Annotated in this window: 17 protein-coding genes; 4 read left to right on the top strand and 13 right to left on the bottom strand. The window is 47.0% G+C overall.

Going from position 1 to position 20,433, the window contains the following annotated elements; genetic code table 11:
* Nucleotides 1-61: 61 nt before the first annotated feature.
* Entirely contained in the window at nt 62-2,359 is a 2,298-nt protein-coding gene (gene ptsP, locus NI467_RS05825; protein ID WP_151207072.1) for a phosphoenolpyruvate--protein phosphotransferase, read from the top strand.
* On the opposite strand, the gene NI467_RS05820 is transcribed toward ptsP, so the two are convergent.
* Nucleotides 2,356-2,553, bottom strand: a complete 198-nt coding sequence (locus NI467_RS05820) for a hypothetical protein (protein WP_151204022.1) — start codon at nt 2,551-2,553, stop codon at nt 2,356-2,358. The genes ptsP and NI467_RS05820 overlap by 4 nt on opposite strands.
* A 278-nt stretch (nt 2,554-2,831) precedes the next feature.
* Nucleotides 2,832-4,481 (bottom strand): acyl-CoA dehydrogenase family protein, encoded by a 1,650-nt coding sequence (locus NI467_RS05815; RefSeq protein WP_253151616.1) that lies wholly within the window; start codon nt 4,479-4,481, stop codon nt 2,832-2,834.
* 533 nt (nt 4,482-5,014) lie between these two features.
* Between NI467_RS05815 and NI467_RS05810 the strand changes: the two genes are divergently transcribed.
* Together NI467_RS05810 and NI467_RS05805 are read left to right on the top strand one after the other, a co-directional pair.
* Nucleotides 5,015-6,535, top strand: coding sequence for a catalase (locus NI467_RS05810; RefSeq protein ID WP_253151608.1), 1,521 nt, complete (start codon nt 5,015-5,017; stop codon nt 6,533-6,535).
* 95 nt (nt 6,536-6,630) lie between these two features.
* The gene (locus NI467_RS05805) at nt 6,631-7,074 is read left to right on the top strand and encodes a thiol-disulfide oxidoreductase DCC family protein (RefSeq protein WP_253151606.1); all 444 of its coding nucleotides are present in this window, start codon (nt 6,631-6,633) and stop codon (nt 7,072-7,074) included.
* 220 nt (nt 7,075-7,294) lie between these two features.
* Here the strand turns inward: NI467_RS05805 and NI467_RS05800 are convergent, their stop codons facing one another.
* The 9 genes from NI467_RS05800 to hcaE form a co-directional block, all read right to left on the bottom strand.
* A complete protein-coding gene (locus NI467_RS05800; protein WP_253151604.1) occupies nt 7,295-8,350 on the bottom strand; it encodes an MBL fold metallo-hydrolase in 1,056 nt (351 codons plus the stop codon).
* Nucleotides 8,351-8,721: 371 nt separating this feature from the next.
* On the bottom strand, nt 8,722-9,657 hold the full coding sequence (locus NI467_RS05795; protein ID WP_253151602.1) for a cation diffusion facilitator family transporter: 936 nt from the start codon (nt 9,655-9,657) through the stop codon (nt 8,722-8,724).
* 187 nt (nt 9,658-9,844) lie between these two features.
* Complete coding sequence (locus NI467_RS05790; RefSeq protein ID WP_151204028.1) at nt 9,845-10,753, bottom strand: DMT family transporter; 909 nt, start codon at nt 10,751-10,753, stop codon at nt 9,845-9,847.
* A 293-nt stretch (nt 10,754-11,046) separates the two neighbouring features.
* Nucleotides 11,047-12,276 (bottom strand): 3-phenylpropionate/cinnamic acid dioxygenase ferredoxin--NAD(+) reductase subunit, encoded by a 1,230-nt coding sequence (hcaD, locus tag NI467_RS05785; RefSeq protein ID WP_253151600.1) that lies wholly within the window; start codon nt 12,274-12,276, stop codon nt 11,047-11,049.
* A 4-nt stretch (nt 12,277-12,280) separates the two neighbouring features.
* Nucleotides 12,281-13,246, bottom strand: a complete 966-nt coding sequence (locus NI467_RS05780; RefSeq protein ID WP_151207089.1) for a 3-carboxyethylcatechol 2,3-dioxygenase — start codon at nt 13,244-13,246, stop codon at nt 12,281-12,283.
* 70 nt (nt 13,247-13,316) lie between these two features.
* Nucleotides 13,317-14,132, bottom strand: a complete 816-nt coding sequence (hcaB, locus tag NI467_RS05775; RefSeq protein ID WP_253151599.1) for a 3-phenylpropionate-dihydrodiol/cinnamic acid-dihydrodiol dehydrogenase — start codon at nt 14,130-14,132, stop codon at nt 13,317-13,319.
* A gap of 2 nt (nt 14,133-14,134) precedes the next feature.
* Nucleotides 14,135-14,461: a 3-phenylpropionate/cinnamic acid dioxygenase ferredoxin subunit gene (gene hcaC, locus NI467_RS05770; RefSeq protein WP_151205623.1), complete on the bottom strand. Its 327-nt coding sequence runs from the start codon at nt 14,459-14,461 to the stop codon at nt 14,135-14,137.
* A complete protein-coding gene (hcaF, locus tag NI467_RS05765; RefSeq protein WP_151207093.1) occupies nt 14,461-14,979 on the bottom strand; it encodes a 3-phenylpropionate/cinnamic acid dioxygenase subunit beta in 519 nt (172 codons plus the stop codon). Before hcaF ends, hcaC begins: the two co-directional genes overlap by 1 nt.
* Nucleotides 14,976-16,343 (bottom strand): 3-phenylpropionate/cinnamic acid dioxygenase subunit alpha, encoded by a 1,368-nt coding sequence (hcaE, locus tag NI467_RS05760; RefSeq protein WP_151205625.1) that lies wholly within the window; start codon nt 16,341-16,343, stop codon nt 14,976-14,978. The genes hcaF and hcaE overlap by 4 nt, the downstream gene beginning before the upstream one ends.
* Nucleotides 16,344-16,623: 280 nt before the next feature.
* On the opposite strand from hcaE, the gene hcaR reads away from it, so the two are divergent.
* Nucleotides 16,624-17,532 carry a DNA-binding transcriptional regulator HcaR gene (gene hcaR, locus NI467_RS05755; RefSeq protein WP_253151597.1) on the top strand — a complete coding sequence of 303 codons (909 nt, stop codon included), beginning with the start codon at nt 16,624-16,626 and terminating at the stop codon, nt 17,530-17,532.
* Between the two features lie 373 nt (nt 17,533-17,905).
* Here the strand turns inward: hcaR and NI467_RS05750 are convergent, their stop codons facing one another.
* On the bottom strand, nt 17,906-18,766 hold the full coding sequence (locus NI467_RS05750) for an alpha/beta fold hydrolase (RefSeq protein ID WP_253151595.1): 861 nt from the start codon (nt 18,764-18,766) through the stop codon (nt 17,906-17,908).
* Between the two features lie 271 nt (nt 18,767-19,037).
* Nucleotides 19,038-20,279 (bottom strand): OprD family outer membrane porin, encoded by a 1,242-nt coding sequence (locus NI467_RS05745; RefSeq protein WP_253151593.1) that lies wholly within the window; start codon nt 20,277-20,279, stop codon nt 19,038-19,040.
* Between the last annotated feature and the right edge of the window lie 154 nt (nt 20,280-20,433).

Below are 20,433 nucleotides of genomic sequence, written 5' to 3'. Positions count from 1 at the left end.
GGCTGGCTATTGTTATAAATAAGTATCCGATTAAAATTCTGAGTATGACGGAGCAGAACTGATGTCAAATATGCAACTGGACACTTTAAGACGCATTGTTCAAGAAATCAATGCTTCGGCCAGTTTGCATGAATCTCTCGAGATTATGGTCAATCATGTGGCTGCCGCCATGCATGTGGATGTCTGCTCCATCTATCTACTGGATGAACGCAACCAGCGTTATCTATTGATGGCTTCTAAGGGTCTAAACTCTGAGTCTGTCGGCCATGTCTCCTTGCATACCAGTGAAGGTCTGGTGGGTCTGGTCGGGCAGCGTGAAGAAATCGTCAACCTCGATAATGCCTCCAAACACGAACGCTTTATGTACCTGCCTGCAACCGGAGAAGAGATTTATAACTCTTTTCTCGGCGTGCCGGTCATGTACCGTCGCAAAGTGATGGGTGTACTGGTGGTCCAGAACAAAGAACCTCAGGATTTTTCTGAAGCAGCGGAATCTTTTCTGGTCACGCTTTGTGCCCAGTTGTCGGGCGTGATTGCACATGCCCACGCGGTTGGCAATATTGATGTCTTTCGCAAGCCCAGCAATCTGCCTGCCTATAAAACCTTTCAGGGAATCTCCGGCTCTGGCGGAATTGCACTGGGCCGCGCTGTTATTCTCTATCCGCCCGCCGATCTGGCCGCTGTACCAGATCGCGAAGCCGACGATATTAGTGAAGAATTACAGCTTCTGGACAATGCCCTAGATTCAGTGCGTGAAGAAATTCAGGCGCTGGATGAAAAAATGCAGGATGCACTGATGGCCGAAGAACGCGCCCTGTTTAGTGTGTTCCTGCGCATGCTGGATGAAAATGCCCTGCCGGCTGAAATTAAAGCTGAAATTCGTGATGGAAACTGGGCACAAGGCGCAGTCCGTATTGTAATTGATAGCCATGTGGCCCAGTTCGCCCAGATGGAAGATGACTATTTGCGGGAACGGGTTGCAGATCTGAAAGATCTGGGACGGCGCATTCTGGCACGCTTACAGGAAGCGGATTCCAGCCACCGTGAACTGACCGACGAAAGTATCCTGATTGGTGAAGAAATTTCGACGGCTGCCCTGGTCGAATTGCCGGTCGATAAGATTGCAGCGATTGTAACCTCTGAAGGGGCCATGAACTCGCATATGGTTATTGTGGCACGCGCCCTCGGTATTCCTACCGTGGTCGGGGTGACCGAGCTGCCAATCAGTAGCATTGATGATGTAGAAATGATTGTGGATGCACATCAGGGCCGGGTGTTTATCAATCCGCCGCGCCGCCTGCGTACCCGTTATAAAGAAATTCAAAAAGAAGAAGAACTGATTGCCAAAGACCTGCGGCAGTATGAAACCAAAGATACCATTACCCCAGATGGCATTGTGGTGAAACTGTATGTCAATACCGGCCTGATGATTGATGTGGTTCGTGGCGTTCAACGGGGTGCCAAAGGCGTTGGCCTTTATCGCTCTGAAATTCCTTTTATGCTGCGAGATCGCTTTCCTGGTGAAGAAGAGCAACGCGCCATTTACCGTCAGCAGCTGAGCCATTTTGCCAACAAACCGGTGGTCATGCGTACCCTGGATATTGGTGCCGACAAGGATCTGCCTTATTTTTCCATTGAAGAAGAAAATTCAGCCTTGGGCTGGCGTGGCATCCGTTTTACCCTCGATCATCCGGAGATTTTCTCTTCCCAGATTCGCGCCATGCTGAAAGCCAGTATCGGGCTGAATAATCTGCATATTCTGCTGCCAATGGTGACCAGTGTCAGCGAAGTCGAAGAAGCTTTATATTTGCTGGAACGCGACCATCATGCCGTTCAGGAAGAAGAACAGGTCAAAATTACCAAACCCAAAATCGGTATTATGGTGGAAGTGCCCAGTATCTTATATCAGATTGATGAGTTCTCGGAACTGGTGGACTTTTTTTCGGTCGGCTCCAATGACCTGACCCAGTACTTGCTGGCAGTTGACCGTAATAATCCGCGGGTGGCCAATGTCTATTCTCATTTGCATCCTGCTGTCTTACGCGCGCTGGACCGTCTGGTTCAAGACTGTCATCGCAATGAAAAGCCGGTCAGTATTTGTGGTGAAATGGCAGGAGATCCGCTTTCTGCAATTCTATTGATGGCAATGGGCTTTAATACCCTGTCGATGAGTTCCAGTAATATTTTGCGGGTCCGCAAGGCGATCTGTCATGTACCGATGAACGATGCGCAAGAGATGCTGGCACATGCCTTAAAAATGGATAATCCTCTGGTGGTGAAAAGCCGGATTGAATATTATTTTAAAACCCATGGGCTGGGGGATATGGTGAAAGCAACCACCCGGATTGTCGGGGCTTAAACACCAGCCGCCAAAAAATGCAGTAATAAAAAAGGGCGATCATCTTGTTGATATCGCCCTTGTTTGTGCTTGGTGTAGCCACGTTTCGCATTTTTCTTCCGGTCTACAAAGACCTGACTCTTGTTGACCTCATGCATGTGTTTCGCCACGAAGTTGTGAATAACCACTTCTGGCAGTGCTTTTTTCTTTGCCATCGCGCTGTCCTTTTTCAGTTGATGAGTTTTAGTCTCGGTTCAGGTTTTCGGTTGAGTCAACCTGCAAATCCTGTGGATTTCAGTTATTGCCTATAGGATTAATGGGTTCATAGGGTTTAAATTCAAGCCCGGTCAGCTTGCATTATTTCTTGCATGTAGGCGCTCATTTCCATGAGCTTGAGAAAAGCTGATCATACGCTTTTTTGTACATTGTACAATGGTTTTTTATTCAGCCAAGCTGGGCGGATTACAGCATCCAGAAAATAGAAGACAGGTTCTTAAGCTGCCAAGACCCGCCCCAACACCCGTTCCACATCCACCTGCTTCGCCTCAATCATTCCCGCCACACGGCCATGAAAACCGCTATAGCGGGTTTGAATAAATCCATCAGCTACATAGTCCGGGGCATGACGTGTCAGCAACACCGCTTGGGCCAAAATCACCAGACGGCTGACCAGACTGCGTCCCATAAACTGTAATTCCTCGGGCGGCTGCTGGAAGAGTTTAAATAAAGACTGCAATTCCGTTTTTAGCGTTTCATTGTGCATAGCGGTAGATGCCCAGTCTTTAAACAGCATTTCCATCGACTCAGGTTCACGTGCAATGGCACGCAGTACATCCAGACACATGACATTGCCTGAACCTTCCCAAATGGTATTTACCGGGGCTTCTTTAAAGATGCGCGCCATAATACCATCGTCAACATAACCATTACCGCCCAAGACTTCCATCGCCTCGCCTGTCAGCTCGACAGCCCGTTTGCAAATCCAGAATTTAGATGCCGGTGTCATGATGCGTTTCCATGCCAGTGCTAAGGCATCATCGGATTCATAACAATGCGCCAAATGGAAACTAAGTTGCATGGCCGCTTCAGTTTCTAAAGCCAAATCTGCCAACACGGCGCGCATCAAGGGCTGTTCAACCAAATGCTTGCCAAAAGCCTTACGCTGACGGGTATAGGCAAGGCATTGTACCAGAGCTTGGCGCAGCATGGCCGTACTGCCCACCGAACAGGTAAGCCGAGTGTAATTCGCCATTTCGATAATCGTGGGAATCCCACGCCCGGCTTCACCAATCATTATGCCCCAGGCCTGATTAAATTCGACCTCGGAACTGGAATTACTGCGATTGCCGACTTTGTCTTTTAAGCGCTGCACATGAATATTATTTTTTGTGCCATCGTCCAGCCAGCGTGGTACAAAGAAGCAGGCCAATCCTTCCTGCTCGGTTTTCGCCACCACCAAATGTGCATCACACATCGGCGCAGAAAAAAACCATTTATGTCCGGTCAGCACATAGGCTTTGCCACGGCCCGGCTCCGCAATCGGTACAGCAACGGTCTGATTCGCCCGCACATCTGAACCACCTTGCTTCTCGGTCATGCCCATGCCTAGCCAAATTGATTTTTTCTGGGCAATCGGTACATCGCGCTCATCGTATTCAGTCGATAACAGTTGATCACCCAGCTTTGCCCATAGCTCAGGTTCACGCTGGATGAGCGGAATACTGCCCAGCGTCATGGAATTGGGGCACAGGTTGCCACATTCGATCTGTCCAGCCAGATAAAATCGAGCCGCCCACTCCACCCATCTGGATGGAGATTGCGGGTGGTTAAAGGGATAGGCATGTGTGTCGAAGTGACGGTTCAAGCCCATCCATTTGTGCCAGGAGGGATGAAATTCAATGAAATCTTTACGACGGCCACGGGCATCAAAGGCATGCAAGATGGGAGGATGTTGATTGGCCAGTTCGGCATGTTGATAATATTCGGCTGAACCGGCCATTTGTGCCATTTTAGACAAGGTGGCCTGATCTTGGCTGCCATAGCGCTGTAAAATTTGCTGTAATACGATATCGGTTTCAAATAAATTATAATCCTGCTTTTCATCAAACTGGTTGTGAATTTGATGGGTCGTCCATGTCTGCATTGCTCTCATTCCTGTTTTATTTTTATGGCTGTTTTCATCCCAGTATAGTCAATAAATCGCCCCCGCATAGGCAGTTTTTAAAATAAAAATTTTCTATGGAAAATCAGCGAGGCGCATGTGCTGTATAGCTTCTATATGCCAGATGACCTAGGCCAAGACTGCTGTAACGGAGCCATCCACTACAACTCGCCAGACCCGTCAATTCATTTAATTTCAAATAAATAACAAAAACTTGAATGATCGAAATAAACGGTTAATGCAAACATAATATTCTATTTGTCAAAATGCATAATTCTGATTAATCTCAGAGTCTAACACTCCGCTTAGAGCAATAAGATAACCACAACTTTCATGTTATTTTGCTTCTAGACATTTTTGCATTTTTTAATTTTTCGGTTTTTGAAGATCGCATCGCTATAGCAACGCCACTTTAAAATCAATTTACAGAACGGTTCATATTGGATTGAGCGTGATACTCTGCATAGATTCTTCTCGCAGTCCTCAAAATATGATGATAATAATGGAGATATACAATGAGCGATGACTCTAAAAAATGTCCTGTCACGCACCTTACCACTGAAGCTGGTGCGCCTGTTGTAGACAATCAGAACAGCATGACAGCTGGTGCTCGTGGCCCCGTGCTCGCCCAAGATTTATGGCTGAATGAAAAACTGGCAAACTTTGTGCGTGAAGTGATTCCTGAGCGTCGTATGCATGCCAAAGGTTCGGGCGCTTTCGGTACCTTTACCGTCACCCATGACATTACCCGCTATACCCGTGCCAAGATCTTCTCTGCAGTAGGTAAAAAAACCGAGATGTTCGCGCGTTTTTCTACCGTAGCGGGTGAACGTGGCGCAGCTGATGCCGAACGTGATATTCGCGGTTTTGCCCTGAAATTCTATACGGAAGAAGGGAACTGGGACTTAGTCGGCAACAATACCCCGGTATTCTTCCTGCGTGATCCTCGCAAATTCCCGGATTTAAACAAAGCGGTTAAACGCGATCCAAAAACCAACAAGCGCAGTGCCACCAATAACTGGGATTTCTGGACTTTATTGCCTGAAGCCCTGCATCAGGTGACGATTGTGATGTCAGACCGCGGCATTCCAGATGGCTATCGTCATATGCACGGTTTCGGCAGCCATACCTACAGCTTTATTAATGCCCAAAATGAGCGCTTCTGGGTGAAATTCCACATGCGCACCCAGCAAGGCATTCAAAACCTGACCGATGCTGAAGCAGCAGCGCTGATTGCCAAAGACCGGGAAAGCAGCCAGACCGACCTATTTGATGCCATTGAGCGTGGCGATTTCCCGAAATGGACAATGTACGTGCAGATCATGCCGGAAACAGAGGCAGAAAAAGTCCCCTATCATCCATTTGACCTGACCAAAGTCTGGCCAAAAGGCGACTATCCACTGATTGAAGTGGGTGAGTTCGAGTTGAACCGCAACCCTGAAAACTATTTCCAGGATGTGGAACAGGCGGCATTTGCACCAAGTAATCTGGTTCCAGGGATCAGCTATTCACCGGACCGCATGTTACAGGCCCGTTTGGTGAACTATGCCGATGCTGTGCGCTACCGTGTTGGCGTGAATCATTCACAAATTCCGGTCAATGCTGCGCGTTGTCCTGTGCATTCGAACCGCCGTGACGGTCAGGGCCGTGTGGATGGCAACTATGGCTCATTGCCCCATTATGAGCCAAACAGTTTCAGCCAATGGCAGGAACAACCAGAGTTCAGAGAACCCCCACTGAAAATTACCGGTGATGCGGATTTCTGGGATTATCGCCAAGACGACAACGATTATTTCAGCCAGCCACGAGCCCTGTTCAACTTGATGAACGATGAACAAAAACAGGCCTTGTTCAATAACACTGCCGGCGCGATGGGGGATGCACTGGATTTCATCAAATACCGCCATATCCGTAATTGCTATGCATGTGAACCTGCATACGGTGAAGGTGTCGCCAAAGCATTGGGCATGACTGTGGCCGATGCACAAGCCGCGCGTGAAAGTGATCCTGCGAAAAACTTACCAAGTTTTCTCTAAAACTTGAGTGAAGAGCGTAAAAAACCACCTTCGGGTGGTTTTTTGTTGGTCGCTCATGCAATATGAAAACAGTCCATCACAAAACAAGTATAACCATGCGCAAGACGATAGAAGACATCATTCAAAAATACGACATTATTTTATTTGATGCCGTGTGTGTCATCTGCACGCGCTGGGCACGTTTTTTAATCCGATATGACCGAAAAATCCAGTTTAAATTGGTCTCTGCACAATCTCCCTTAGGCTTTGCTCTGCTTCAGCATTATCAGATGTCAACGGAGCAGTATACGACGCTGCTCGTCATTCAAGAGGGGCAGCTTTATACCGAGTCAATTGCTGTGCTAAAAGTCATGCAGCAACTCGGCTTGCCTTTTTCATTCATGAATATCGGGTATATTATTCCACGCGTTGCACGCGATTTTCTGTATCGTCAGGTTGCTTTAAACCGTTATCAGTGGTTTGGAAAAACCAACAGCTGCCTGCTGCCTTCTAGTGAAAATAAGCGCCATTTTCTGGAAGATGTGATGGATGAGTCTTAAGTTTTTAGCGACTTTGTACGGTTTGGCTCAGGATTGTTGGACGGTGGCTGAATCGGGGGAGCTATGCCAAGACTCTCGCTTGAACTTTCTGGAGAGATGAATGTTTTTTGGCTGATGGGTCTTAGCTCCCCTATCACACGGACAGCAGGATTTAGCCCACCGATCATGAAGCCTGCCCTGCTGATTCTTCTCATCATCGTCCTAGAACAGCATCCAGCAGCTAGACAATAATGCGCTTGCCTTCACGAATACAGTAAAATGGGTTAATTAACTTGGAAGAATGCTGGATAATATCCTGCAGGACATTTTCAGGCTGGTCACGGTCTTCATCGGTCAACTGGAAGGTCCGGTAATGAATGGCCAGAGAACAGCGCGCATGCAGGTCCTGATGGGCATGAAAGGCATCTTCCGGGTTCATATGGATATAACGCATCAGCTCACGCGGCTCATAGGCCCCGATAGGCAATAATGCAATTCGCGGCTCACCCAGACGTTTGCGGATTTCCTTGAAATGCGAAGAATAGCCACTGTCGCCGGCAAAGAAACAGTGTTCCTTACCATGCAGCAAGGAAAATCCTCCCCATAAGGCACAGTTCTGATCACGCATGCCGCGCCCTGAGGCATGCTGCGCAGGTGTATACACAATCCGAATATTTTGAAAAAAGCTGTTCTCCCACCAGTCCATTTCAATCACATTATAGTCTTTAGGCAGATACCAGGCATTTCCCAGACCGGTATAGATCGGCATCTTAAAATTGTGATGCAACCAGCCGAGTGTGGCCAGATCCATATGATCATAATGGTTATGGCTAAGCAGCACCGCATCAATTGGAGGCAATTCATCCAGGGCAATCCCGGCAGGAATCACCCGTTGTGGACCGCGGGATGAAAACGGGCTGGCATATTCTGACCAGACCGGATCTGTCAGAAAGTTATAAGGCCCAATCTGGATCAGGACCGTGGCATGGCCGATAAACCAGATTTGCCAGTCATCCAAAGAAGCATCGGGGCGGTGATGCGGCAAGGCACGCGGACGCGACAGGAAGTCGGCCTGCTCCTGTTTCAGGTTCACTTCCCAGGTTTTGGACTTTCTGGTAAATAACCATTTATACAAGTCGAAGCGGCTCTGCTCAAGCGAAGAGGGCTCCAGATTTTTGAACCGTTGACCATCAAAATGCGCTGAATGCAAATAGTCAAATACCGGCTTGGACCAGAGATGCTTCCAACTGGATTCGGTCTCAAGCTGAAACTTTTTAGTTTTAAAAAAATCTTGCATAAACATCCACTATTTATTATTTGCTATATGCAAGACAGCATCGACTTGAGGCGCTCAAGCGAAGTATCTTTGTTATTAGCATACCAACTTCTATACCTGCGTATCTAAGCATACTATGAAATCTGATCAGGGTATTCATTTATGTTTTTGTTATTTTTAGCAAAAAAAACCAAAAAAGGAAGAGTTTCGAAACTTTGCGAGTAGTTACTGGTCGGATTAAACAGACTTTCGATATGCTGTCCTGATGTACACCCCAGCTCAAATATAGCAGCCTTTTGGCTCTCAAAGAAAGCCGGCTTGAATGCATAAACCATCCTTTTACAATAGGCGCTATTCACTTAAGCTGAAGCCTCACCTGATGAGCTAGGTGTTTAGACCCGGCCCCGGGTGCGTTCCAGCCATACTGCCTTGGTTTGCGGCTTGACAAAGAGGGCAATAATTTCAGGATGTAACTGTTTGATCTGGGCTTCTATCCGATTGACACAGTGTTCAATTTCATCTGAAGTCAGATCATCTTTAAATTCCAGGCTTAAAAATACGATCACCTGATGCGCGCCCATCTGTTCAGTCAGCAGACCGTTGGCGCTATGAACGGCATGATCCTGCTGGGCTACTTTTAAAACATGGTCCCGCAGTTTGGGATCTGCAACTTCGCCGAGTAACAGACCTTTGGTTTTCTGCGCCAAAAGCCAGGCTGAAATCGCCAGTACAACACCAATCAGAATTGATGCTGCACCATCCAGCTCGGGAATATTCAGTTGATGGGCCAGGAAAATTCCGACCAGGGCAATCAATAAGCCGGTCAAGGCAGCAGTATCTTCAAATAATACGGTAAAAGTGGTGGGATCTTTACTGCGTCGGAATGCGGCAAAATATCCGAGCTTGCCCTTCTGCTTGCGAAAGGCTTTTAAAGCCACCCACCAGGAAAACCCTTCACATACAATTGCGATACCCAGCACAATATAGTTAATGACAGGGTCCTGCATTTCCTCGGGCTGTAAAATATGCTGTATGCCCTGATAAATGGAAACGATGGCGCCTAGGGCAAAGACCATCAGAGCCACAATAAACGCCCAGAAATACAACTCACGGCCATAGCCAAAAGGATGTTGGGCATCTGCCGGTTTTTGGGAGGTTTTCATGCCATACAGCAGCAAAATTTCATTTAAAGTATCCACCACAGAATGGATGGCTTCACTCAGCATTGCTGAACTGCTGGTCATATAGGCGGCAATAAACTTCACCACTGCAATCGTCAGATTCCCAAACAGGGCAGCATAAACCACAACTTTATTTGATTCAGACATCCTGAAACTGTCCTAAACAAGCTGCATTCAGCTTTTCTTGTCTTATGTACCAGTATTTTAATCAGTTTATAAGCAGCAGTTGTTTTACAAATTGTTGTAGCGTCGTGAGATTGATGGATGATCCGGGCGGTTGGGCACACTGAAATTCTAAAAAGAACAGCTGAGGCCCTTCCTGTTTGCTGTGCCACTAAGTTCTGGAAAAATACTGTTCGCGCCATTCTTTCCAGAAATACATGACAATGCCCAACATCACCACCGCAATTCCGGCGAAAGCATGACTGCTAATGATTTCATTGTTGAGTGTGGCTCCCAGAACCAGTGCAATCACCGGGGTCATTACATTACTTAAAGAGACGGTAGACGCAGCTAGACGGCGGATCAGCCAGAAATAGCACAGCATGGCCACAATTGATGACATGATCATGGTAAACAGGAACCCGATCATGGCATGGGTACCTGGCATCTGCGTAGGAAAATGCTGCCAGATAAACGGGATTAATAACAGTGAACCTGCCGCAGACACCAATAATGAACCGGTGGCTTGCGACATTGGTTTTAGCGGTGCATTAATCTGTTTGACCCAGAAAATCGAACTGATATACGACACCATACTGATCAGCATCAGGACCACGCCCCACGGGTTAATTTTTGAATCTGCCGAATCGGCAAAGACAAAACTCAGGCCAGCTACCGCAACCGCCATTCCCAGCCATTGCAGCCATACCAGCCGATGGGTTTTTAAAATCACATGCCCGATCAAGCCGGCAATCAGCGGTGAGAACCCAAAAATCAGGGCCATCAGACCTGAAGTTAAATAGTTGGCAGCCAGATAAATAAACAGCTGGGCGCCAATTAAATTCAAGCTTCCGGCCAGATAGCTTTGCATCGAGGTGCGGTCAAAAGGTAATGGACCGCGCATCAGCTTGAGCACTAGCAGTGCAATGATGGAGGCACCAAAATAACGGATAATCAGCACCCACATCGGATGCACCTCCGCCACACTCCAGACAATCGCCAGCGGCGTCGCTGCCCAAATCAGCACCAAAAGTGCATATATACTTGCCGTCACCAGCATAGAAGATGAATTTGAATTCATAAATGACTCAATTAAATATAATAAAAAGAATTAAACCAAAAGTTCTGTTCAAATCCATGATTAGCAGTATTACAAGCGGCATGGATGCCGCTCGAGCGTTTGGGATACAAGGAAGTATCTTCAAACGCTCAAAAAGATTTTTGTTACTTTTCATCTTTGAAAAGTAAGACACAACTGCACAAAGTAATTAAACGTCGCAATATAAATAGTGGTCATGCCAAAACAATAAATAAAGTAGCCATAAAAAAAGCAGACCCCAGTTCCCCAAGATCTGCCTTTGTTAAACATTCAGCTTACTTCACCAGCTTACGCAAATCCTGGCTTAAATCCAGATATTTATCCGCCTCAAAAGCCGCCTGCTTGCTGATCAGTTTTTTCAGATGACGCATGTCTTTGGCCGCATTCACCGTGATGCCACCGACGATGATGCCATCTGTGACACCAAACAATACAAATGATGAATCAGCCCCCTGCTCGGCATTCATTTCACCACGTACAACCCACTCGCTTGCTGTCATATCACCCACGAACTGGTAGTTGATATTGAGCTGATCGGTCCAGAACCACGCCGGATTAGGCATTGGCTGCTCGAGCCCCATCACATGACGGGCAAAAATTCCGGCTTGCAGATTGGCATTTTCCCAGGTTTCGACACGGCGATGATTGCCGCAGTCACGCAGCTGAGTCGCTACATCGCCGGCAGCATAAATATCAGGATGAGACGTTTGACAGTGTTCATTCACCTGAATCGCACAATCCACCGCTAAACCGGCATCAATCGCCAGCTGTGCATTAGGTACAATCCCGATACCGTAAACAACTGCATCAGCACGCAGCTCTTCACCACCTTCAAGAGTAACGACAACTTCTTCACCTTCAAGACGGCAGTCTGCAATCTTGGTTTCAAGACGTACATTGACCCCAGCCAGACGCTGTTGAGCCAATAAAAACTCGCTCAATATATGTGGAGATGAACGACCCATGACCATTGGACCCATTTCAATCACAGTCACTTCACAGTCTTTGAAGCGAGCACTGGAGGCCAGTTCCAGACCGATCACGCCACCACCGATCAGGATGATACGGCGACCCGGCTGTAATACAGGCACCAGCGCTTGTGAATCTTCCAGATTACGCAAAGTGTAGACGTGCTTGCCTAAGGCATCGAAGTTTGGCAAACGGCGTGCTGCACCACCGGTGGCCAGCAAGAGCTTGTCATAAGCAACAACGTCACCATTTTGCAGCTCAACCGTGTGCGCTTCAGCATTGATTTTCACCACGCCATTGCCGCGGATATGCTCGACACCCAAATCTGCCAGTTTTTCTTCGGACAGGATTTCAATTTTGGTCTCAGCCGGCTTTAAAATCACGTCTTTAGATAATGGCGGACGCTCATAAGGCAAATGTATTTCATCACCAATCAGAATGATGTTGCCTTCAAACTTGTTGCCACGCAGTTCTAAAATCGCGCTTGCACCTGCCTGGCCTGCGCCTACAATCACGATGGTTTCGATGTTGCTCATGTCATTAACCTTTTAACTCTGCAGATACGATACCAAAGCCGGCAATCCATTCACTGATATCTTCATAGCAGTGGGTGGTCATGTCGTATTCGCCTATTTCGCTTAAAGCAGCAAAAGCCGCCATCCAGGAACGGACTTCCTGACCGCCACGGCCCCCATCACGGCGAATGTCAGCTTCAGTCATGGCTTCCAGTGCAGCGAAGTCGGCCTGCTTGAATTTTTCAAGTAATGCGACATCCCATTCCGGACTGAGTGGCACTGCAACCGAGGTATCCCCTGCTGCGAGTTTCTGACCAACAGCAATAATTTTTGCCTGACGCGCCTCCCGGGCTTCAACTGTTGGGTGACGGCCAGCGATCAGAAACTCTTCCACTTCTGGTGGTACTGAACCCATTTGCGGTGTCGGTGGATCATGGGACAGCCCCCCTGTACCCAGCACCAGTACGCGCTCATTTTCAAGGTTTAAAGACTTGATAAACTGGCCAACTGCACGGCCCAAAGCGATGGTGCGCTTGGTGGTCGGCATCGGTGCTGCAGCGCCATTAATAAAAATCGGAATTGTTGGATAACGATCAAGCTTGCCTGCGCACAGGAAATGTAATGGCTGAGTCACCCCGTGGTCCGCCTGCATACGGTAGGAGTATGCAACGTCGACCCCTTCATCCAGCACCCGGCGAACCAGCGCCAGTGCCCGATCTTCCGGTACATCAATGTGGTCATTGTCCTTGCCATAATCCCAGTCGCCTGCGGCTTTGGCACGAATCCCCACGCAGAAGCTTGGCATCAGGTCATAGAAGAAACCGTTAAAATGGTCTGGACCAAATGTGATAATGAGAGTGGGATCATAGGCTTTTACTTCAGCAGACAACTGTTCAAACGCAGCACGTACTTTCTGCTCTTTAGATTGATCCTGCGGTGAAGCAAATTCCATTAACGGACTGTGCGATGCACAAATGAGTTTAACGGCCATGAGAGACTCCTGAATAAGGAAGGCAGCCCAGAACAGGCTGCCGATAAGTCCATTCGACTAGACTAGATTTTTATTCGTCAAAGAAACCGGCGCGTGGCTGGCGTAAGCCACGAATTCCCAGACCACATTCTGCATTAATCAGAACACCGGTCAGTGGACGGTTATTTTGACGCGATGCCAAGAGCACGTATGAACCGGTCATGTCTTCCGGTTCAGGCAAGAAATTCAGTGGCATACCACGTGCGATTTTCTCAGGGTCGCGAGCATCCAGCAGGCCCAGATTATCCTGACCCAAGGATGCCGCGCCTTTGATATTCACATTCATACCTGAGGGTGCAACCGCATTCACTCGTACTTTAGGCGCAAGCTCATAAGCCAGTTCCTTCATCACCCCGACACCGGCATGCTTGGATGCAGTATATACAGGGCCTCCGCCAGCGGAGTACAGTGCTGAATTAGACAAAGTAAATATGATAGAACCTTCAGAAGCGATCAATGCATCCAGCGCAGCCTTCGCTCCCAGAATTAAAGATTTGGTATTAATACCCATGATTTCGTCAAAGGCTTTTTCCAGCTGCTCGCCCGAAGTATTGACGATATCGGCATAATGATCCCAGATCCCGGCATTGCCCACGAAACAGTCGAGTTTTCCGTAATGCGCTACGGTTGCATTCACCGCACGGACGTTGTCTTCATAGCTGGCCACATCACCTGCGATTGCGAGCACGCGATCTCCGAAGTGTGCTTTCAGCGCATCGACTTTTGACTGGGAGCGCTGAAGAACCGCCACTTGTGCGCCCTCTTCCAGAAAACGTTCGACCAGAGCCCAACCGAGACCTGAACCGCCACCCGTGATCAGTGCAACTTCGCCTTGTAGCCAACCCATGCTTACTCTCCTGCCATCTCAACAAATAACTGACCATCTTCCACAATTACCGGGAAAGTCTGAATCGGATCAGTTGCTGGCAAGCAGAGTGCTGTACCAGTTTTTAGACAGAAACGCGCTGAATGAAGTGGACATTCCACCGTGCCGTCATCTTCCAGATAACCTTCAGACATTGAGGCATTACCATGTGAACAGCGGTCGTTCATGGCGAAAAACTCACCACCGTTATTGAATACTGCCAGCGCTTCAATACCGTTTACGCCACAATCTACTTTTAACGCTTCGCCTTCGTCCAGTTCATCAACTTGGCAAACAAAAATCTTATTCATTAGAAGAACACGCTCAGGTTGTGTGAGTTATAAGTCGCCTGGTCCAGTGTGATCTTACGGTTGAAGATCTGGAAGCCTTGCTCGGAATCGACCTGACGGATTTTGTCGTGACGCTTACCGCAGTAGATGGTGACATCTTTTTCTTTCTGGGTGCGGTACAACAGGTAAGTGACATACACGTCGTATTCACCGTCAACTTCAGTCGGCTCCACAATAATGTTAGACACCATATGTGTAGTACGTGAAGGAGGTTCTTCCGCCCAGGCCATACCGGTTTCCAAACGGGCAACGCGGCGTTCCAGCAGGTCTTTAGAATCGTTAAATACCCAGGTCGTTGGCGGCTCAATCGAACGGCGACGGTCACGGGTTTGCGCATTCGGTGTAGTACGCAGCGTATATGAAATATCTTCTGCCAATACGTCCAGCCATTCGCGGAACTTCCAGTCGTCCAGCAATTTTGCTTCGCGGTACAGGAACTGACTGATCTGGTGATGCAGTTCTAAGCTGATTTGACTCATTTCACAAGCTCCTTCTCGTATTCGTCAGCGGCTTTTTCCACGTCTTCCCATTTTTCATGGATCAATAAATCTGCCCAGCGACGGTACATGCCACGTGCTGCAGTTTCTGAGAAAATGTAGTTGGTAATGCCCGGAATATCATCTTCACGAACTTTCTCGTTACCTTTACCCATTTCCATGATCAGGCGGTTTTGACGCGCTTTATAACCCCGAAGCACTTTCTGGATTTCGATCCAGTTTTCCGAGTCATCCTGCTCAAGGAAACCGGCCGGACCGAAGGCACGCGTTGCCGAACGTTCAAAAGCTTCTTTTACTTCCTGCGACGCTTCAGCATCCGCAATACAGAATGCCCAAACTTCAGTTTTGTTTGGACCACGTGGGTGCCATACGCGCAGTGTTGCCGTACCGTTTAACCAAGATAATGTCGGGAACATGGTGTTGTGACCTGCAAGACGCAGCGCACGCACTTCACCTAAACGCTCTTTGACTTCTTCATAAGTTTCACGGAAATAGTTCGCTACCTCACCATCCACCCATACGTTGGCATCCGGCTTTTCAGTAAAGAAGAAGCCTGAACCATGACCGCGTGAACCATATTGAATCGCGTCTTTGGCGGTTTCCCACACCGGACGCGCTGTTTGCGCAGCACCGAGTTTCTTCGAGGATTCATCATCCGGTTTTGCCCCCAGAACTTGAATCGCAGAAGCGTGAGAGAACAAAGCATGGTATTGGTCAGAAGCAAACTGTTCCGCTGCAAATTTCCAGTTACAGTCGATTTCCCATTTGTGTACACCACCGATGATTTCTGTCCCGCCCGGACGACGATCTACCACACCATCCAGATACCAGGCGATGTCGCCCATGTATTCTTCTAAATCAGGTGTGGTTTCATCCCAGCAACCGAAGACTAAGCCTTTGTAAGACTTCACACGATTGACTTCAACCAGACCCCATTGTTCTTTACATGCCCCATGTGGATAAGCACGTTCTTCAAGCGGGATATCTTTGAGTGAACCATCAATACCGTATGACCAGCCGTGGTATGGGCAAGTAAATGCACGAGTATTACCACAGTCTGCGAAGCTGACCCGCATCGAACGGTGACGGCACTGGTTTAAAAATGCTTTGATTGAGCCGTCTTTTTGGCGTGCCACAATAATTGGATCTTCACCCATATAGGTATTGAAGAAATCACCAGCCTTGGGAATTTGGCTTTCATGGCATAGAAATAACCATGTACGACCGAAGACACGTTCAAGTTCTAATTCGTAAATGTCAGGATCAGTATAGATCGATGGCGTGATACGTCCATTTTGTGCATCGACCAAAGCGTCGATTTCGCGCACATCAATTTTTCCACTCATGAAAAGCTCTCCTGTGGCCACTATGGACACACAATAAATAGACTCAACTCGAATGGATAATGGATTTTTGCAGGATTTTGGGGAAATATTTTTTTTGTTTTAATTAATAGGTTTAAGCAATTATTGACCACGCTTATTTTTATATTAAAACACCAATCCACCCCTCTAAGGTATTTAGTTCCTAAATGACAAAATCATCTTCACGACATAGTTGTTTATGGACTATACTCCTATCAAATTATAGTAAGACATTTTTTGGATTACTCTTTGGGCTGATGACATGGAATTAAGACACCTTCGCTACTTTATCACTGTTGCTGAAGAACTGAACTTTAGTAAGGCAGCACTCAAACTTTATACGGCGCAACCCTCTCTCAGCCAGCAGATTAAGGATCTGGAAGAAGATGTCGGTGTACAACTGCTGTACCGTACCAAACGCAAGGTCGAGCTGACAGAAGAAGGTGCTGTATTTCTGGAACAGGCCCGTCTGACCTTGGCTCAGGCAGACAAAGCCGTTGCCATGGCGCGTCAGGTGTCGCAGGCCAAGCAGCAGATGCTGCGCATCGGCTTTGTGCCGGTGGCCGAAATGAAGATCTTTCCGTATATTCTGCCCAACCTGCGTGTCCAAAACCCGGATCTGAAAATTGAACTGCTCAGCCTGAACAATACCGAGCAAATGAGATTACTGAAAAAAGGCGATCTAGATCTCACCTTTACCCGTCACAACTTCCATAGCGACGAAATTGAAAGCCAGTTTGTCCTGCGTGAGCCGCTAATCTTTATTTTGCCTAAAGATCATCCACTGGCCAAATATGAACGAATTCCAGTTAAAGAGTTGAATGGCATAGACTTTATTATTCCTGCTGCCGAACAGTCACTGACCCTGCACAATGCGATTTTAGACTTTGCCAAGATCAACAATCTTGAATTCAACATTGTGCAAAAAGCTGACAATATCCTGTTCAACATTAACTCGATTGGTATGGGCTTAGGTTGCACGATTTTACCGGGCTATATTGCCCCGTTGACCATGAATAATACGGTCATTCGTCCGCTTGACGTTGAACTGCCTTATCTGGATTTATACGTGAGTTACCGCAAAGCTGGAAATTCAATGGCCGTGGACAAGTTCCTGGAGTTACTGACCCACGTGTTCTATCTCAATATCAATCGCGACGAACAAAAATAAATTTCCGCTTTTTTTGACAGCACAGGTTGCGCTATACATACCTGTGCTATTTGCTTTTATTATTTTCTTATTAAAACCCGCTTTGTATTCTGGTTTTTTCATAACGACCAGCTTTTTGGTGCCTCAAAATCAGCCTCAACCTGGGCTACAGATGAGGAACTCCCGCTCAAAAATCATCTGCTTTACAACTTAAGTCTAATGAAAATTTAAGTGTTTTTTCTTCTAAAAAAGCCTCAATCTAGACTTAAAACAGATTAAAAATATCTATCAAACTTGCTACACGAGAAAGGTGACTGCTTTAGCTCTCCCCATAAAATCGTTTAGCCATAAAAAAAGGATGCCTGGCATCCTTTTTTTATATTTTTACTCGGGCTTATTTTACGCCATGTGCAAGCAGGTAGTTTTTGATAATGGTATTAAACTCTTCTGCTTTTTCCACCTGGGACCAGTGGCCGCACTGACTGAAAATGTGGGCATCGGCATTTGGCACAATATTCAGAATATCCCAGGTCCGTGATACAGGAATCACCACGTCTTGCGTACCGTGGATCAACAGCACAGGAACTGTGATCTCTTTCATTTTTTCAAAATCAAGCGGGAATTCAAAACGGTCACGGTCACGTGCACCCACCACATCCATCAAACGATTTGATGCATAGTCATTTGCAGCAGACGCAAAACGTACTTTTACCAGTTCATCAGTAATCAGGGTTTTGTCCACGACAAACATCGACAGGGTCTTGCGGATACCTTCTTCAGTAAGCACCGGATTTGCGTGCGCCTTCAACGCGGCAGTTTGTTTCGCACCGCCGGTCCCCATAGAAACAATACCAAGAACACGTTCTGGATAGTCAAGTGCCATCTGGAAAGCCAACCAGCCACCCAGTGAGTTACCGACCACCCAGGTTTTTTCAATACCCAGTGCATCTAAAGTACGCACCGCATGATCAACCCAGGCACGAATACCATAAGCCGTACCAGGCGCTACCACAGTCTGACCATAACCAATGGTATCAATGGCGATACAACGTGCCTGCTCACCAATGGCTGGAAGGTTTAACCACCAGTTTGCCGCCGCAGATACACCAGTACCTGAACCGTGCAGGAACAGAATTGGTGTACCTTCACCAATCTCGTGATAGTGCGTCAACTCACCTTCTGCCGTTTCAATCCATTTGTCTTCTAAACCAAAAAATGGATCTGTTTTGTATTCTGGGATTTGAACAGTGCTCATGTTGATTCCTCTTACAGTTTTTAGCTTGCGTGTCCATCTGATAACAGAGGTCAACGCCAAGTTGACTCATTAACAATGACTTCTTTACGCCCTTATCTTAACCGCTGCAGCCGAGTCAACTGATACAAAATTACGATTGTATGCTACAAAAAAAATATAATTTAAATATCTGTTTTATATAAATATTTTATTTTAATTCCTTAAGTTTTCTCAGACTTGAGGCCTTAAAAAGGCGATGCTGTTGCATCGCCGGTTTAAATCTGCTGAATACTTAGAATTTATAGGTATAGGTGGTCGCCACACGGTATTCCTGCAAATCGGACTTATAATCAAAATCAGCATCGATATACATGGCTTGGACGCCTAAGCCTTTTAATTTACCCTCTGGCACTGTGTAATTCACAATCAGGTTCCACTCGTCTGAATCCTGATCTTTTTTGGTGCCGTAAGTTGCATCCTTCCCGAGCATATACACGGCGGTGGCACTCAAGCCCTTGGCACCCAGTTCAGAGAAATCATAACCATAGGTTAAACCCAATGATTTTTCATCAGGATTGGTAAAAGTCGCAACCCCCCAGTTGACCAGATAAGGCTGTGGCACCCAGCCGCCCAATGTCGGGAATGCTGAATCGCCCAGCATTTGCTGATAGCCTAAACCAATCGTATGCGCACCATGATTAAGTTTAGTACCTACTGATAAAGCCTGGTTATCAATCTCACCATAGAGTTTGTTACCTGAATCCGAGTTATCGAAGTAACGTACATGGCTGGTCAGTTTGCTTTTTTCACCTAAAGCAGCAGTATGGTTTAAACCCACAAAATGTTGCTGATAGATGTCTTGTACATCTGCGTACCAATAGCTTGCACCCAGTTCCTGAGTGAATTGATGGTCTACTCCTGCAATCCACATCCCGTCAGATGTTGCACCATTGTCATAGGCAGGTGGCGCAAATTTGCTGAGGTCACGAAACTGGTTGTCGTAACGGTTGTTAATGCCGTCAATATAGGCCAGCGTTAACTTGGTATTTTTCAGGTCTTTAGATTCTAACCATGCACCGCTAAACGTGGTAAGTAACTGACGCGATGGATCAAACACCAAGACTGGAGAAACCGGCAATAATTCACCCACTTTTAATTCAGTTTGCGATACTTTGGCTTTTAAGGTGGCACCGACTTTACCAAAATTGTCTTTCGACTCTTTACCATCATGCGGCAAAATAAAGTCTGGATTTCTGTCACGGCCATTCAGCTTAAAGGCATGCTGCACCAACAGGTCTGCACCAACCTGAATACCGCCGCCAATATCGTGATAACCAGATTTGGCATCCAGCATCACCCCCTGAGACCACGAACCCCAGTTTTTAGCGGGATCGTCTTTAATCTGGCGATCTAGGTAAAAGTTTTTAAATTTGAGCTGGACCTGACTGTCGTCAATAAAATCTGCCTGAGTTGCAGTGGTTCCTAAAGTTGCTGTTGCAGCCAGCATTGCTATCCATAAATTTTGACGACGCATGACTTATTCCCAATAATCAAATAAAGCTAGGGCGCCATCATGCTGAACAATGGCCAGAAACGGAATCCGACCAGAGTATTAAGATTTAAGTCATGCACCCTATTTTTGTTTTTTCCTGACTCGCCCTCCGCTCAGGTTAAGAGCTTTAAACAAT

The sequence above is a fragment of the Acinetobacter sp. S4397-1 genome, from assembly GCF_024129285.1.
GTDB classification, from domain to species: domain Bacteria; phylum Pseudomonadota; class Gammaproteobacteria; order Pseudomonadales; family Moraxellaceae; genus Acinetobacter; species Acinetobacter lwoffii_C.
Note: the sequence above shows the minus strand (reverse complement) of the source record. Positions and strands in the feature narration are given on the sequence as shown.